Source organism: Halomonas sp. MMH1-48 (genome assembly GCF_022348105.1).
GTDB lineage: Bacteria > Pseudomonadota > Gammaproteobacteria > Pseudomonadales > Halomonadaceae > Vreelandella > Vreelandella piezotolerans.
In genome coordinates, this window is sequence record NZ_JAKRFL010000006.1 from 100,146 (window position 1) to 114,868 (window position 14,723).

The following is a 14,723-nucleotide window of genomic DNA, read 5'->3' on the forward strand; positions in this document are numbered from 1 at the left end:
ACAACGCCAGCCTTCGGGCTGGCGTTTTTTTGTATGTCATCGATGGCTGTTAACAGAGCGCCGCACGCCGCGCCGGGCGATCTCCCATGCGCGCCAAGCGTTGCGTCAGCGCTTCCAACGGCACTGCACTCCCCTGCGCACCCGATGCGATGATCGACTGCGCCCAGGCCGGCAGCTGCGGCGCCAAACGGTAGTAGACCCACTGCCCCTCCCGCTGATCGACCAGCAAGCCACACTGTCGCAGCTGTGCCAAATGGCGCGACACCTTGGGCTGAGACTCCTCAAGCGCATAGGTCATCTCACACACGCACAGCGACTGCTCGCGGGCAATCAGCAGCACCAGCATCAGCCGCGTCTCATCGCTCAAACACTTGAACACCTGCAGCGCCTGCAGGCTAGCCGCTTCTCCCACGACAACTTCCCACGCCATGAATTGGAAACATAGTGTACGCCATACGATAGGCAGGCGTTAAGAAGGGACGGACAGCTAACAAATGCACACGTAAAAACACCCAAGATGCCAGTTGGCAACGGGCGATAGAATCATCCAGATAGGAAAGGTGATACGCTAAATGGCTCCCCGAGCAGGACTCGAACCTGCGACCCAATGATTAACAGTCATTTGCTCTACCAACTGAGCTATCGGGGAACGTTTACCTTATCGGTAATAATAGCAGAACAGCGATGTGGCTCCTCGAGCAGGACTCGAACCTGCGACCCAATGATTAACAGTCATTTGCTCTACCAACTGAGCTATCGAGGAACATCGTTTGCTGTTGCGTCTGAGCTGGAACCGACGACTTATCAGTGTTTGCGTAGATTGACCTAAGCCACTGTGCCGATAAGTGTTTTGGCTCCTCGAGCAGGACTCGAACCTGCGACCCAATGATTAACAGTCATTTGCTCTACCAACTGAGCTATCGAGGAACTGCTCAAACACGGTGCGTAGTATACTGATTGAATCGCGCGGGTCAAGTATCGATTATGGGGGAGTGCTAGCCCCTGGTTGGCTGTGTCCGTATAATGCAGCCATTCGACGGCAGCGCTGCACGCTGTCTCACCGTTATTTCATTCATCCCTCGTCCCCTTCGACGACCCATAGATGACAGGTACCGATGGCGAAGAAGCTCTTCATCAAAACGCACGGCTGCCAAATGAACGAGTACGACTCCTCGCGTATGGCGGACCTACTCGGCGAATCTCACCAGCTAGAACTCACCGATAACGAGAAGGAAGCAGACGTCATTCTTCTCAACACCTGCTCCATTCGTGAAAAGGCGCAGGACAAGGTGTACCACCAGCTAGGCCGCTGGAAAAAGCTCAAAGACGCCAATCCAGACCTGGTCATTGGTGTGGGCGGCTGCGTAGCCAGCCAAGAGGGTGAAGCGCTGCGCAAACGCGCCCCTTACGTGGACATGATCTTTGGCCCGCAAACGCTACACCGCGTGCCGAAGATGCTCGACGCCCGCAACAATAATCAGATTGCGGCGGTGGACGTCACTTTCCCGGAAATCGAGAAGTTCGACCACTTGCCCCAGCCCAAGTCCGATGGCGCGACGGCGTTCGTGTCGGTCATGGAAGGCTGCTCCAAGTACTGTACGTTCTGCGTGGTGCCCTACACCCGTGGCGAAGAGGTCTCGCGACCCTTCGAGGCGGTGATGGACGAAGTGATCCACCTGGCCGACCAGGGCGTGCGCGAGATCAACCTGCTGGGCCAGAACGTCAACGCCTACCGGGGGGAGAACGACGATGGCGACGAGATCGACCTGGCCGAGCTGATTGCCTGCGTGGCCGCCGTCCACGGTATCGACCGCATTCGCTTCACTACCTCGCACCCAGTGGAATTCACTGACAGCCTGGTCGACGCCTTTGCCGAGATTCCCGAGCTGGTCAGCCACCTGCACCTACCGGTGCAGTCCGGCTCCGACCGAATTCTCAGCGCCATGAAGCGCGGGCACACGGCAGAAGAGTACATCGAGAAGATGGAGCGCATCCGCGCGAACCGCCCGGATATTAGCTTCTCCTCCGACTTCATCATCGGCTTCCCCGGTGAAACGGAAGAAGATTTCGAAGCGACGATGGATCTGATTCATCGCATCGGCTTCGACCACTCGTTCAGCTTCGTCTACTCGGCGCGCCCCGGCACGCCGGCATCGGGCTTGGCCGACGACACGCCAGAAAGCGTCAAGAAGCAGCGCCTGGCCATTCTGCAGGAGCGCATCCTGCAGCAAGCGGCGCAAATCAGCCGCCGTATGGTGGGCTCTACCCAGCGCATCCTGGTCACCGGGTTCTCGCCCAAGGACCCCGGCCAGCTCTCCGGGCGCACCGAGAACAACCGAGTCGTCAATTTCCGTGCCGCCAACCCCACCGAACTGATCGGCTACTTCGTCGATGTCGAGATCACCGAAGCGCTGCCCAACTCGCTGCGTGGCGAGCTTGCTTCGGGCGAGCGTTATTGATCGCTCGCCTATCCTATGTAATTGCCCCGGTCCCGCCGGGGCAGTAAGCTGAGACTCACACACATCAACTAACGGGTTTCTTACTCTTGAGCCAGCCATCACCTCAGGCCAATCGCATCATTACCCTAAGCCTTGAACCCAATGATCCGCAGCGCCTTGCCAGCCTCTGCGGCCAGCAGGACGAGCACCTAAAGCTGATCGAGAGCCGCCTGGACGTGACGTTGCGCAACCGTGGCAACGTTTTTCAGCTGGCCGGTGCCGCGAATCGTATCAAAGCGGCTGCCAACGTGCTGGAACACCTCTACCGTGAAACCGCTGCCGACGAGCTATCGGCGGATACCGTGCATCTATTCCTGCAAGAGTCAGGCCTGGAAGCACTGGAGGAGGAAGAGGACGGCGAAGGCGGTAGCGATGAAGTGATCATGCGCACCCCGCGTGCCATGATCAAACCCCGCGGCCTGAACCAGCAGCGCTACGTGCAGAGCATCCGCGAGCACGACATCAACTTCGGCATCGGACCAGCGGGTACCGGCAAAACGTACCTTGCCGTAGCGGCTGCCGTGGAAGCGCTCAACCAGCAAGAGGTGCGCCGCATCCTTCTGGTCCGCCCAGCGGTGGAAGCGGGCGAAAAGCTCGGCTTCCTACCGGGGGACTTGGCGCAAAAGATCGACCCGTACCTGCGCCCGCTATACGACGCGCTGTACGAAATGATCGGCTTCGAGCAGGTGGCGAAACTGATCGAGCGTCAGGTGATCGAGATTGCCCCGCTGGCTTACATGCGTGGCCGCACGCTCAACAACTCGTACATCATTTTGGACGAGAGCCAGAACACCACGCCGGAGCAGATGAAGATGTTTCTGACGCGGATCGGCTTTGGCTCCACGGCGGTCATCACCGGCGACATTACCCAGGTCGACCTGCCCCGGGGGCAGCGCTCGGGGCTGTCGCAGGTGCTGGACGTGCTCAAGGATACCCCCGGCATCGGCGTGACCCACTTTGCCGCGAAGGACGTAGTGCGTCACCCGCTGGTGCAGCGCATCATCGAAGCCTACGACGAGTTCGAGTCTCAGCAGGAAGTGGCCGAGCGTGCCCGGCGTGAAGCCCGCCAGCAGGAGCGCGAAGCGCGTATGCAGGCCATGGAGCGCAACAGCAGTCCGAGAGAGAACGACCGATGAGCACTATCGTGATCGACCGGCAGGCGGCCATCGATGAGCCGCTGCTCCCTTCGCTCGAACAGCTCACCCACTGGGTGGGCTGTGTCTTTTCTCGTCATCCGGACGACGAGCGTCAAGAATTGACCATTCGTTTCGTCGACGAAGAGGAGAGTCAGGCGCTCAACCGCGACTATCGCGGTAAAGACAAGCCCACCAACGTGCTCTCGTTTCCGTTCGAGAACCCACCTGGCATCACTCTTCCGCTGCTGGGTGACCTGATCATTTGTCACGCCGTGGTCGCCCGCGAAGCCGACGAACAGCAGAAGCCGCTTGCCCACCACTATGCACACATGGTCGTACACGGCACCCTTCACTTGATGGGCTACGATCATATCGACGACCAGGAAGCCGAAGAGATGGAGCAATTAGAGCGTGAGCTGTTGGCTTCCCTCGATATTGCTGATCCTTATCACGCGTCCTAAATCCAGCGAACGTTTAGAGTGGTGTCAACGGCCACTCAGTGATACAACGATGGCGTGTACGTACGATCATCCTAGCAACACCTTTTTTGGTAACTGAGAGATTTGACGCAATGAGCGAAGACCGATCGAGCAACCCCAATCAAAAATCATGGCTCGAGAAACTCTTTGGCGCCCTTTCCGGAGACAACGACGAACCCAGCTCACGAGACGAGCTGATGACGTTTTTACGCCACACCGCTGGCAAACTGAAGCTCGATCAAGACGCCATCATGATTATTGAGGGGGCGCTCGATATCAGCGATCAGCAGGTGCGTGAAATCTTGATCCCACGCTCTCAGGTCACGGCCATTACCCTCGATCAAACGCGGGAAGATTACCTGCCGCTAATCCAAGAAACCGGCCACTCCCGCTACCCCGTGGTGGGCGAAAATCTGGACGACGTGAAAGGTATCCTGCTGGTCAAGGATCTACTGCCCCTGCTGTCACAATCGCAAGAGAGCCGCGACGCCTTCAAGCTGGAAGACGTGCTGCGCCCAGCGATGTTCATTCCCGAATCCAAACGTCTGAATACGCTGCTCAAGGAGTTTCGCGAGACCCATAACCATATGGCGATCGTGGTGGACGAGTACGGCGGCACGGCGGGGATCATCACCATCGAAGACATTCTCGAACAGATCGTCGGGGATATCGAAGACGAGCATGATACCGATGAAGAGGACGATATCCGTACGCTGGAGAACGGCCACTTCGCCATTCGCGCCCTCACTCCCATCGAAGACTTCAACGAGCGTTTCGGCACCGAATTCTCCGACGACGAATTCGACACGGTGGGTGGACTGGTCATGCAGCAGTTCGGTCACCTTCCCGGCCGCGGCGAACACACGACACTAGGCGGCTGGCGCTTCGTCATCTTGAACGCCGATAATCGCCGTATTCGCCTGCTCGAAGCCTACCGCGATAGCGACGCCGCTGACGACGAGCATCAGGACGACTAGATGGCCGTCCTCCCACTGTCTTTACTACCCTGCAGATAGGATATCGCCATGGGGTTCACACCCACGTTGATGCTACAGCTGCTCGCCGCTCTGGTGGCGGGCGGCTTTACCACGCTGACCGCCTCCCCCTTCGAACTCTGGTGGCTAGGCCCGGTGGCCATGGGCCTGCTGTACGTGGGCCTGCACACGCTGACTCCGCGCCAGGCGGCGCTGAAAGGCTGGCTTTATGGCGTGGCGTTATTTGCCAGCGGCACCTCTTGGGTGTACGTCTCGATTCACGATTACGGCTATACCGGGGTGCCGCTGGCGGTGTTTTTGACGGCGCTCTTCATTGGGGTGCTGGCGCTCTTCTTTGCGGGCACGTTCTGGCTCTACCGCCGCTTCATCGGCCCCCGCTGGGCGCTGCTCACCTTTGCTGGTGCGTGGGTGCTGGGCGAGGTGCTGCGCACTTACTTGTTCACCGGCTTCCCTTGGCTGCTGGTCGGCGCGAGCTACGTGGACTCCCCACTGGCCAACTGGGCCCCAGTAGGAGGTGTCTACCTACTCTCGCTGCTGGTGGTGCTCACCGGCACGCTGGGAGCGGAACTATTGCGCCGCCAGTGGTGGGTCGCCCTGCCGCTGGCCGCCATCTGGCTGGCCCCGCTGGCACTACCCAGCCAGTGGACCACACCGGTCAGCGAGCCTACCCGCGTGGCGCTGCTACAGGGAAACTTGCCGCAGCTGCTGAAGTGGACCCCCGAAGGCCAGCGTACCGCGGCCAATACCTACAGCGAGCTGACGCGCGCAGTGGCGGATGAGACGGATCTGATCGTGTGGCCGGAAACGGCATTGCCCATGATCGATAGCCAAGCACGGCCCGTGCTGGAGCGAGTGCAGTCCAACCTGCCGCCTGAAACGGCTCTCATCACCGGCATCGTGCAGTTGGATGAGAACGACCGCTACTTCAACAGCGTGATTGGCGTTGGCAACGTGGAAGGCAGCTACCAAAAAGAGCACCTGGTGCCGTTTGGTGAGTACCTGCCGCTGGAGAGCCTGCTGCGCGGCGCCATCAACTTCTTCGACTTGCCCATGTCCAGCTTTACCAAGGGCGCCTCCGAGCAGGTGCCAATGCAAGCAGCAGGAGTGGCGATCGGTAACGCCATTTGCTACGAGATCATCTACCCAGCGCTGGTCGCAAAGCGGGCGGCAGATAGCGGCGTGATCGTGACCGTCTCCAACGATACCTGGTTCGGCGCCTCCATCGGCCCGCACCAGCACCTGCAAATGGCGCGCCTGCGCGCCTTGGAGAACGGCCGTTACGTGGTACGCGCCACCAGCAACGGCATCACCGCCATCATCGACCCACGTGGCGACGTAGTGGAGCGCGCGCCGCAGTTCGAGACCACCTATCTCACCGGCGAGTTTTACGCCATGGAGGGGCTGACGCCGTTCACCCGCCTGGGCAGCCTGCCCGTTTGGTTGCTGGCGGGGCTACTGCTGCTACCGGGCCTCGTGCGTCGGCGGTAACGGTTGCGGCGCAGCGGCCATCAAAAAGCCCCCTGACACGTTCGTGGCAGGGGGCTTCGTTTTAGGCGGGCTTCTAACAGCCCTCGCCGATCAGGTGCTGCTAGGAATTTCTCCGAGCACTTCTGGAATGGTCATGCGCACGTAGCGGCCCGGCGCGGCTTCGATCACCTTCAGCTCGCCCGCACCCGGCTGGCGGGCGGGCACCATCTTTTTCGGGTCCGCATCGGCGTAGCCGTTCTCCGTCACCCACGCTTGCCAATGGGGCCACCAGGAGCCTTCGTGGAAGGTCGCGCCCTCCTGCCAGGCGTCGTGGGTCTCGGGCAGCGTGTCGTTGGTCCAGTAGCCATACTTGTTCTTATGAGGCGGGTTCACGATACCGGCAATATGCCCGGAACCGCCCAGCACGAAGGTCGTCGGGCCTTTGGGCAGCAGCGTACCGTAGTAGGTGCTGTTCCACTTGGCGATGTGATCCTCTTTGGTGGAGACGAAATAGCTGGGCGCCGAAATTTTGCGCAGGTCGATGTTGACGCCGTCCAGCTCGATGCCGCCCGGCTCCACCAAACGGTTCTCCAGGTACATATGACGCAAATACCATGCGTGAGTGCCAGCCGGCAGGTTGGTGCCGTCGGTGTTCCAGTAGAGCAGGTCGAAGGCTGCCGGAATCTCACCCTTCAGATAGTTGTTGATGTAGAACGACCAGAACAGGTCGTTCTCGCGCAACAGATTGAAGGTATAGGCCATGGATCGGCCATCCAAATAGCCCTGCACCTGCATGGTTTGCTCAATGCCCTGCACTACGCGCTCGTTCAAGAACACGCCGATATCGCCCGGGTCTCGAAAATCCTGCAGTGTGGCCATGTAGGTGACCGATTTCACCTTGCGGCCACGGCGGGTGCTGGTGAGGTAAGCCACCGTCGAGGCGGTCAGCGTGCCGCCCACGCAGTAGCTCAGCAGGTTGACCGACTTCTCTCCGCACGCCTTTTCGATGGCCTCCATGGCGCTGATCGGGCCCATCTGCATGTAATCGGCCCAGGTAATGTCACGCTGCTCGGGACCTGGGTTACGCCAGGAGATCAGAAACACCGTGTGGCCTTGGTCGACCATCCACTTTACGAGCGAGTTATCTTCACGCAGGTCGAGGATGTAATACTTGTTGATCCAGGGCGGCACGATCAATAGCGGCGTCTTGAACGTTTTTTCGGTGGTCGGCGTGTATTGAATGAGCTGGATCAGCTCGTTTTCATACACTACGGCGCCAGGCGTTACCGCGATGTTCTCGCCCACGCAAAAGGCGCTGCGGTCGGTCATGCGTACGTTGATACCCTCTGCCGAGTTGGCAAGGTCTTCACGCAGCCGTGCCAACCCGTCGACCAAATTCTGGCCTTTGGTTTCCAGGGTACGGCGCATCACTTCTGGGTTGGTCGAGACGAAGTTGGTGGGCGACATCGCGTTCACCAACTGGCGGGCGTAAAACGCCAGATTACGCTTATGAACGGGGTCCAACCCGTCGAGGTCGTTAATCAGCTCGTCGACCATCTGCGAAAACAGCAGATACTGCTGCATGATCGCCATGTAGTAGGGATCGGTGGTCCAGGCATCGTCCTTGAAGCGCCGGTCATGTTTGGGCGGGGTCACGAGCGGGGTGACCTGCTCTCCGGCCATGGCGCGCACTCCCTGCTGCCATAAAAGCCACTGGTCTTGCATCAGCCGCGACTGGGTTTGCCACAGCAAATTTGGGTTGCTCATCAGCGAGCGGGCGGCGGCTTCGAAGCTCTCGCGCATATCGCTGTAGACGGAGTCGGCGGCTTCGCTGGGCGCCATGCGTGTCAGTAAGTCGCCTAACAGAGCGTTGTACTGCTCACCAATGTCGTCGAGCTGCGCCTTCCATGCCTCCATCTCTTCTTGAGAGTAGTGTTGAGACGGCATTTTCCACCCTGACTGCATACCCCTTCCCCCTCACCTGCTGGGCGGCATCCGCCCCGGCAACGCTTTCAAGAACACGACAAACGAAGGCGGCGCCTCGATGGCGCCGCACGGCTCGTTCACGATCAGCTTTTGCGAGACGACTGGCTCGTCGCTTTGGCGGGCTGCTCGCCTTTGGCGGCGGCGCTGGCCTGTTCGGTCATTTTTTGCCCGGCTTCGCTAAACAGCTTCTCCATTTCGGATTTGAACTGCAGGCTCATCTCGCTCATCGCTCGCGCGTCTTCCTGCATTTGTTGGGAGAGCTCGTTCATCATTTCTGCTTGTTGGGTGCCGAAATCGCGCAGGCTCTCGGCGTCGCTGATCTCCGTGGCACTGCGGATGCGCTCGGTGCCCATTTGGGTATAGCGCTTCATCGCTTCGAGCTGATACTGGGTCATTTTTTCCATGTTGTTGAGCATCAGCGAGTTCATCTTGCGCATCGGCTCGAACATTTGGCGGGTCTGGGCGTTGAAGGCGTCCATCATTTTGTCTTGCATGGTGATTGCTCCTATCTCTCGTTCCTTGGCATGAGCCGGGAGTGGCTCATCACATCGCAAATTGCTGCACCGCAAAAAGAGTAATACGCGCCATGCTGCTTTGCAATATACTCCCGCTGCAGTGCTCCCCATCGATAGCGCCTAACTCGCCTACCCCTTGGCCCGAGAGCGAGAAGAGGCCGTGGCTTTCGCCTTGGCCGTTTTCTCATTGGCCGCCGACGAAGGTTCGCTATCCGTTTGGCTGGCACTACCGCTGTGGGCGCTACCGGCCTGGCGCAGCATATCCAGCATCATCTGCTGATAGGTGCCAAAATTGGCCAGCCCCTGTGAAAGCCCCTGCTGCATCATGGGTTGCTGCAAAAAGGGGCGCATCAAGCTCATGGGGTCATAGCCCTCTACCCCTGATTCCATCTGCCGTTGAATGTTGTTCAGCAGGTTCTGCTGGAACGCTTCCACATCGGGCAGCCCCAGCGACTGCCGAAACTCGTCCGGCGTCAGGTCAAACTCAACGTTAATTTTCATAGGGAACTCCTTAACCGTCTTCCTTGAGTGTAGCAGCGAACTTCTCGGCGTACCTTGGCGTTATCGCTGACCCAAACGCGGTGTATCAACGCTAACGTCGGCGTTTTGGCCACGATGGCGAAGCCAGTGATCGAGCAGCGTCATGGCCATCATGGCTTCCGCGATGGGCGTTGCCCGAATGCCCACGCAGGGGTCGTGACGCCCTTTGGTGATCACCTCGACCGGCTCGCCGTATACATCGATGGAGTGTCCGGGCGTGGTAATGCTGGACGTCGGCTTCAGCGCCAGCCGCGCGACGATGGGCTGGCCGCTGGAAATGCCGCCCAGCACGCCGCCTGCGTGGTTGGAGAGAAAGCCTTCCGGCGTCATCTCGTCGCGGTGTTCGCTTCCGCGCTGGGCAACGCAGCCAAAGCCCGCGCCGATTTCGATCCCTTTTACCGCGTTGATACTCATCAAACCGTGCGCTAGATCAGCATCCAGGCGGTCGAAGACCGGCTCGCCCAGACCCACGGGAACGCCCTCAGCAATCACGGTGATTTCCGCACCCACGGAGTCCTGATCCCGGCGAAGCTGATCCATGTAGGTTTCCAGCTCAGGGACCTTATCGGGGTCGGGGCAGAAAAAGGCGTTCTGATCGACGGCGTCCCAGGTTTTGAAGTCGATCTTGATCGGGCCGAGCTGGCTCATGTAGCCACGAATCTGAATACCCTGTGCCGCCAGCACCTTCTTGGCAATGGCACCGGCCGCCACGCGCATGGCGGTTTCACGGGCACTGGAGCGGCCGCCCCCTCGGTAGTCCCGGTGGCCATACTTGTGGTGATAAGTGTAGTCCGCGTGGGCGGGGCGGAACTGGTCCTTGATCTTGGAGTAGTCCTTGGAGCGCTGGTCGGTGTTTTCGATCAGCAGGCCAATGGAGGTGCCGGTGGTCTTGCCGTCGAACACGCCGGAAAGAATGCGCACCTGATCCGGCTCTTTGCGCTGGGTGGTGTGGCGCGAGCTGCCAGGGCGACGGCGATCCAGGTCGCCTTGCAGATCCTCTTCGCTAATCGCGATACCGGGAGGGCAGCCATCGATGATGGCTCCCAACGCGGGACCGTGGCTTTCGCCAAAAGTAGTGACGGTAAACAGTTTGCCAAACGTATTGCCAGACATGGGCGTTAATTCCTCACGCAAAAGACGCCGCATGGGCGTCGAGTTCAGCGGCGCTCAGGGCGAACACGCCCTGGCCGCCACGCTCGAATTCAAGCCAGATGAACGGCACCTCGGGGAAGGCGGCCTCCACGTGGCGGTCAGAGTTGCCGACTTCGACGATCAGCCAGCCCTCTTCCGTTAAGTGTTGCCGCGCCTCGCGCAGAATGCGCCGCACGATATCCAGGCCGTCGCTGCCGGCGCCCAGCGCCAGCGACGGCTCGTGGCGGAACTCGGCGGGCATGGTGGCCAGATCGCGCTCATCGACGTAGGGCGGATTGGAGACGATCAGATCGAAGCGCTGGCCTTCCAGGCCGTCGAACACGTCCGACGCCACGGCACGTACCCGGTCGCCGACATCATGGCGGGTGATGTTCTGCCGCGCCACGGCCAAGGCATCCTGGCTGATATCCGCCAGCGCCACTTCACAGGTGGGCAGCACCAGCGCCGTGGCAATGCCGATACAGCCAGAGCCGGTGCATAAATCCAGCACCCGGGCGGGCGGCTCTTCGGGGAACCAAGCGGCAAAGCCATCTTCGATCAGCTCGGCGATCGGCGAGCGGGGGATCAACACGCGCTCATCGACGTTGAAGGGATAGCCAACAAAGAAGGCTTCGCCCAGCAGGTACGGCAGCGGGCGGCGCGTGGTGACGCGCTCACGAGCGAGGCGAATGATCCGCTCGCGCTCGACGGGCAGCAGCCGCGCATCCAGCACGGCGGGGTCGACGTTCCAGGGCAGGTGCAGCGCACCCAGGCAGAGCGCTACCGCCTCGTCCCAGGGCGACTGCGTACCGTGCCCATAGTGCAACCCCGCCAAATAGAACTCACTGGAAACCCAGCGCAAATAGTCTCTCAGCGTGAAAAGCTCGCTGATCAACGCAGATTCCGGCTGCGCTAACGTCGAGGGGAAGGACTCATCGGTGAGATGCGTGGTCACAAGGGCTCCTGGCGTCAAAAATTCGTTAGGGGGATTGTACCTTTGACGCCGCCCGGTTCACAGCAGCGCTAGGCTCGCTATACTGTCTCGCCTTAGCGTTTTTATTCATCGCCGTGTTTTTCACCACTACCTTGTTGATTCGAGCCGACCATGACGCGACACCTGCCCAACGATGACGATATCAGTGCCTTTCGCCAAGCGCTGCAGGCGGCAGGGGTGCGCCGTATTGCCACTAACCAAGCCGATCCCGGCAAGCCCAAGCGCCCGTCAGAGGCCAGCGAAGCGCGCCGCCGCGCGGCGGTGGAGAGCAACACGTTGCAAACCAGTGGGCGCACTTCCGATGGCCGGGTAGAGGCCGTGCGGCCCTCGGAGTATCTTGAGTTCAGCGTCCCCGACCTCCCCTGGCGTACCTTTAGCCAGCTCAAACGGGGCCAAACGGCATGGCAGGCGGGGTTGGATCTGCACGGCTACACCTTGGAAGAGGCGCGTTTGGAGCTGGAGAGTTTCTTGCGCGACGCCGCCGCTCAGGGGCTGCGCTGCGTGCTGGTGGTGCATGGCAAGGCGTGGGGCACCACGTCCGACTTCCCTGTGCTGAAAAGCCACACCAACGCCTGGCTGAGAGAGTGGCCCGGCGTGCTGGCGTTCTGCTCTGCCACCGATATCGATGGCGGCACCGGGGCGGTGTATATCTTGCTGCGTAAGCGTGGCCAGTAGGGTTATTTCTAACGTGTTTACTCCGCCGCATCCGAGGCGATGCTCGGCATGCGTCGCTCCAATGCCTCATCGGCCAAGTGGCGGCCTAACCGAATCAACTCGTTGGCACGGTGGAATTCATAAGTGCTGCAAACCGTTTTGGGAATCTCGATCAGTACGTCGGGCGGATAGCCCGCCACTTTGTACTTCGCTAGTGCCGCCTGAGTAATATCGAACGACTCCAGAATCATATCCAGCTTGCCCCACTCACGCTTGCCACGCAGGTCCACGGTTTCGTCATCGTCGCTCTCGTCGACACCACCGCCCAAACCGCCCCACAGCCGCCGGGTGGTGGCGCGCACCTCTTCTATCCAGCCACCAATATTGGCGTCCCGATCACGCACTAGGGCGGTGCGTTCGTCATCGTGTGCCTCTTTGGGTAGCAGCTCATCCAGCGTGACGGGCTGCGGGCTGTGGGCGGTAACGTTCACCGCCACCACGAAATCCGCCTCATGGGCCGCCAGAATCGGCATCATGGGGAGCGGATTGAGCAGCCCGCCATCCACCAGCACCTGCTCACCAACGTGTACCGGCGTGATCACTCCCGGCACGGCAATCGAAGCGCGGATGGCGCGCAGTAGCGGGCCGTTTTGAAACCAGACTTCTCGCTGGCGCACCAAGTCCGTCGCCACGGTGGTCACCGGAATGGGCAGGTCTTCGATCAGCCGATCGCCCACCAGCTCTTCGAGCTTGCTCATCACTTTGTTGGCGCGCATCGCGCCCATGGGGCTCCAAGTCACGTCGACCAGCTTGAGCACGTCTAGGTAATCGAGGTTACACACCCAGTCGCGATACTCCGGCAGCTTACCCGACGCGTAAATGCCGCCGATCAGCGCGCCCATGGAGCATCCGGCTATCGAAATGATCTCGAAACCTCGGGCTTCTAGCGCCTCGATCACGCCGATGTGTGCATACCCCCTTGCGCCACCGCTACCTAACACCAGAGCGACTTTATTGCCGCCCCCCAGTGCTCTCTGCGTCAATTGGCTAACCACGTTCCGACCCTCCTTGTTGGCCTAGCGACCCATGGGTGTGCGTTGGCTTTTCATGCACCATCAACTGGCCAAGCAGTGTTCACGAGAGATCACGTCGGCCACGCGTTCGACGGCCTGCGGCTCCAAATGCAGATGATGACCGCCTGACAGCACGTGCCGGGCGAGCGTCGGCACTGTTTGCCGCGCCTGAACGGCCCATGCCCGCTCGCCCAAAATACCTCGTTCTCCTTCTATCAATAGCACCGGTGCGCGAATCTCGCTCAGTACGGCCAGCACCTGCTGGGGCGTAAAGCGTACCAGCGAGGGTTTGAGCAGGCGGCTATCGGTACGCATCTGCACCTTACCATCGGCGGTGATTTGAGTATTGCGCTCGACCAAAGGCATCGCGGTGATACTGTCCAACGGCGTGACACCGCCCGCCACCCGGGCCGCCACGGCGCTTTCCAGGTCAGGATAACGCGGCGTGCGTGAAGAACTGCGCCGATGAGCGATGACGCCTTTGCGCAGCTGGCTAACCGTCTCTTCTGGCGGCGTATTGAGCGCGCCCAAGCCGTCCAGCAGCACCAGTTGCGCGACCTTTTCTGGCAAAGCAGCCGCGATCAAACAGGCGACCGCCGCGCCCATGGAGTGCGCCAGCAGTGTGGCCCGTTCGAGGCCTAGGGCGTCCATGGTATCCAGCACATCATGGGTGTAGTCCCAGAGCGCGTAGTCGCTGCCCGCAGGTGCATGGACGGAGTGCCCGTGGCCACGAAAATCGATCGCCACGATGCGAATGCCCAATGTACTCACCAAGTGCGGGGCTAGGCGTGTGAAGCTCGCGGCGTTATCCAGCCAGCCATGCAGCGCCAGCCAAGTGGGCGCGTCACGCTGTCCCCAGCTCAGGGCCGCTAACCGCCCATCGGCCAACGAAAGCGGCTGAGGCGCCGCACTCATTCGAGAAGCGTCCTTCATAAATCAGTGTCTCACAGCGAAAATCCGGCGCGTCAGATGACGCTATGGATGCAAACATTAGGATGCAAACGTTACCATGCTCGACGCAGCGCTTGCGCTGCTTTTACGCGGCCACGGGCCACGACGCCGATTATTTTTTGATGGAGATTGCCATGAAACCTCGCCGCGATACCCGCGTTCGCAACCTTGTGTTCTTTATCACGGTCATTAGTGCCCTGGTCGTGGGGCTGTGGCTGGCCCGCTAAGAGGCGAGCTTGCAATTTTTACCTCGTGGATAAATACTGTTTATTTATACTGTATATAAACACACCATTCATTCTCG

Annotated in this window: 15 protein-coding genes and 3 tRNA genes; 7 read left to right on the plus strand and 11 right to left on the minus strand. The window is 60.2% G+C overall.

Going from position 1 to position 14,723, the window contains the following annotated elements; genetic code table 11:
* Positions 1-49: 49 nt before the first annotated feature.
* The 4 genes from MHM37_RS07845 to MHM37_RS07860 all read right to left on the minus strand — a co-directional run bounded on the left by MHM37_RS07845 (position 50) and on the right by MHM37_RS07860 (position 927).
* Positions 50-430: a metalloregulator ArsR/SmtB family transcription factor gene (locus MHM37_RS07845; protein ID WP_239296226.1), complete on the minus strand. Its 381-nt coding sequence runs from the start codon at positions 428-430 to the stop codon at positions 50-52.
* 143 nt (positions 431-573) lie between these two features.
* A tRNA-Asn gene (locus MHM37_RS07850) sits at positions 574-649 on the minus strand.
* A 38-nt stretch (positions 650-687) separates the two neighbouring features.
* Positions 688-763: transfer RNA gene (locus MHM37_RS07855), tRNA-Asn, on the minus strand.
* An 88-nt stretch (positions 764-851) separates the two neighbouring features.
* Positions 852-927: transfer RNA gene (locus tag MHM37_RS07860), tRNA-Asn, on the minus strand.
* A 188-nt stretch (positions 928-1,115) separates the two neighbouring features.
* Here MHM37_RS07860 and miaB point away from each other — a divergent pair.
* From miaB to lnt, 5 genes are all read left to right on the plus strand, one after another.
* Positions 1,116-2,459, plus strand: coding sequence for a tRNA (N6-isopentenyl adenosine(37)-C2)-methylthiotransferase MiaB (gene miaB / locus MHM37_RS07865; protein WP_239296225.1), 1,344 nt, complete (start codon positions 1,116-1,118; stop codon positions 2,457-2,459).
* An 86-nt stretch (positions 2,460-2,545) separates the two neighbouring features.
* Positions 2,546-3,634, plus strand: a complete 1,089-nt coding sequence (locus MHM37_RS07870) for a PhoH family protein (protein ID WP_139525540.1) — start codon at positions 2,546-2,548, stop codon at positions 3,632-3,634.
* Positions 3,631-4,095: an rRNA maturation RNase YbeY gene (gene ybeY / locus MHM37_RS07875; protein WP_139525539.1), complete on the plus strand. Its 465-nt coding sequence runs from the start codon at positions 3,631-3,633 to the stop codon at positions 4,093-4,095. Before MHM37_RS07870 ends, ybeY begins: the two co-directional genes overlap by 4 nt.
* A 110-nt stretch (positions 4,096-4,205) precedes the next feature.
* The gene (locus tag MHM37_RS07880; RefSeq protein WP_139525538.1) at positions 4,206-5,090 is read left to right on the plus strand and encodes a transporter associated domain-containing protein; all 885 of its coding nucleotides are present in this window, start codon (positions 4,206-4,208) and stop codon (positions 5,088-5,090) included.
* Positions 5,091-5,138: 48 nt separating this feature from the next.
* Positions 5,139-6,596, plus strand: a complete 1,458-nt coding sequence (lnt, locus tag MHM37_RS07885; protein WP_239296224.1) for an apolipoprotein N-acyltransferase — start codon at positions 5,139-5,141, stop codon at positions 6,594-6,596.
* Positions 6,597-6,686: 90 nt separating this feature from the next.
* On the opposite strand, the gene phaC is transcribed toward lnt, so the two are convergent.
* The 5 genes from phaC to prmB form a co-directional block, all read right to left on the minus strand.
* Positions 6,687-8,540 carry a class I poly(R)-hydroxyalkanoic acid synthase gene (phaC, locus tag MHM37_RS07890; protein ID WP_239296223.1) on the minus strand — a complete coding sequence of 618 codons (1,854 nt, stop codon included), beginning with the start codon at positions 8,538-8,540 and terminating at the stop codon, positions 6,687-6,689.
* Between the two features lie 104 nt (positions 8,541-8,644).
* Entirely contained in the window at positions 8,645-9,055 is a 411-nt protein-coding gene (locus tag MHM37_RS07895; RefSeq protein WP_139525535.1) for a phasin family protein, read from the minus strand.
* Positions 9,056-9,205: 150 nt separating this feature from the next.
* Entirely contained in the window at positions 9,206-9,577 is a 372-nt protein-coding gene (locus tag MHM37_RS07900) for a hypothetical protein (RefSeq protein WP_239296222.1), read from the minus strand.
* 60 nt (positions 9,578-9,637) lie between these two features.
* On the minus strand, positions 9,638-10,729 hold the full coding sequence (aroC, locus tag MHM37_RS07905; protein ID WP_239296221.1) for a chorismate synthase: 1,092 nt from the start codon (positions 10,727-10,729) through the stop codon (positions 9,638-9,640).
* A 13-nt stretch (positions 10,730-10,742) separates the two neighbouring features.
* Complete coding sequence (gene prmB / locus MHM37_RS07910; RefSeq protein WP_239296220.1) at positions 10,743-11,702, minus strand: 50S ribosomal protein L3 N(5)-glutamine methyltransferase; 960 nt, start codon at positions 11,700-11,702, stop codon at positions 10,743-10,745.
* 150 nt (positions 11,703-11,852) lie between these two features.
* Here prmB and MHM37_RS07915 point away from each other — a divergent pair, with 150 nt between their 5' ends.
* On the plus strand, positions 11,853-12,416 hold the full coding sequence (locus tag MHM37_RS07915) for a Smr/MutS family protein (RefSeq protein WP_153842392.1): 564 nt from the start codon (positions 11,853-11,855) through the stop codon (positions 12,414-12,416).
* 17 nt (positions 12,417-12,433) lie between these two features.
* On the opposite strand, the gene MHM37_RS07920 is transcribed toward MHM37_RS07915, so the two are convergent.
* Complete coding sequence (locus tag MHM37_RS07920; RefSeq protein ID WP_176558202.1) at positions 12,434-13,450, minus strand: patatin-like phospholipase family protein; 1,017 nt, start codon at positions 13,448-13,450, stop codon at positions 12,434-12,436.
* A 60-nt stretch (positions 13,451-13,510) separates the two neighbouring features.
* The gene (locus MHM37_RS07925) at positions 13,511-14,383 is read right to left on the minus strand and encodes an alpha/beta hydrolase (RefSeq protein WP_239296219.1); all 873 of its coding nucleotides are present in this window, start codon (positions 14,381-14,383) and stop codon (positions 13,511-13,513) included.
* A gap of 80 nt (positions 14,384-14,463) precedes the next feature.
* On the opposite strand from MHM37_RS07925, the gene MHM37_RS07930 reads away from it, so the two are divergent.
* Positions 14,464-14,646: a hypothetical protein gene (locus MHM37_RS07930; protein ID WP_139525529.1), complete on the plus strand. Its 183-nt coding sequence runs from the start codon at positions 14,464-14,466 to the stop codon at positions 14,644-14,646.
* Positions 14,647-14,723 lie beyond the last annotated feature (77 nt).

Coding starts and splice junctions, on each gene's coding strand:
- miaB (WP_239296225.1), top strand. CDS start 1,116: ATGGCGAAGAAGCTCTTCATCAAAACGCACGGCTGCCAAATGAACGAG.
- MHM37_RS07900 (WP_239296222.1), bottom strand. CDS start 9,577: ATGAAAATTAACGTTGAGTTTGACCTGACGCCGGACGAGTTTCGGCAG.
- MHM37_RS07915 (WP_153842392.1), top strand. CDS start 11,853: ATGACGCGACACCTGCCCAACGATGACGATATCAGTGCCTTTCGCCAA.
- MHM37_RS07925 (WP_239296219.1), bottom strand. CDS start 14,383: ATGAGTGCGGCGCCTCAGCCGCTTTCGTTGGCCGATGGGCGGTTAGCG.
- MHM37_RS07845 (WP_239296226.1), bottom strand. CDS start 430: ATGGCGTGGGAAGTTGTCGTGGGAGAAGCGGCTAGCCTGCAGGCGCTG.
- phaC (WP_239296223.1), bottom strand. CDS start 8,540: ATGCAGTCAGGGTGGAAAATGCCGTCTCAACACTACTCTCAAGAAGAG.
- lnt (WP_239296224.1), top strand. CDS start 5,139: ATGGGGTTCACACCCACGTTGATGCTACAGCTGCTCGCCGCTCTGGTG.
- MHM37_RS07880 (WP_139525538.1), top strand. CDS start 4,206: ATGAGCGAAGACCGATCGAGCAACCCCAATCAAAAATCATGGCTCGAG.
- MHM37_RS07895 (WP_139525535.1), bottom strand. CDS start 9,055: ATGCAAGACAAAATGATGGACGCCTTCAACGCCCAGACCCGCCAAATG.
- MHM37_RS07930 (WP_139525529.1), top strand. CDS start 14,464: ATGCAAACGTTACCATGCTCGACGCAGCGCTTGCGCTGCTTTTACGCG.
- aroC (WP_239296221.1), bottom strand. CDS start 10,729: ATGTCTGGCAATACGTTTGGCAAACTGTTTACCGTCACTACTTTTGGC.
- ybeY (WP_139525539.1), top strand. CDS start 3,631: ATGAGCACTATCGTGATCGACCGGCAGGCGGCCATCGATGAGCCGCTG.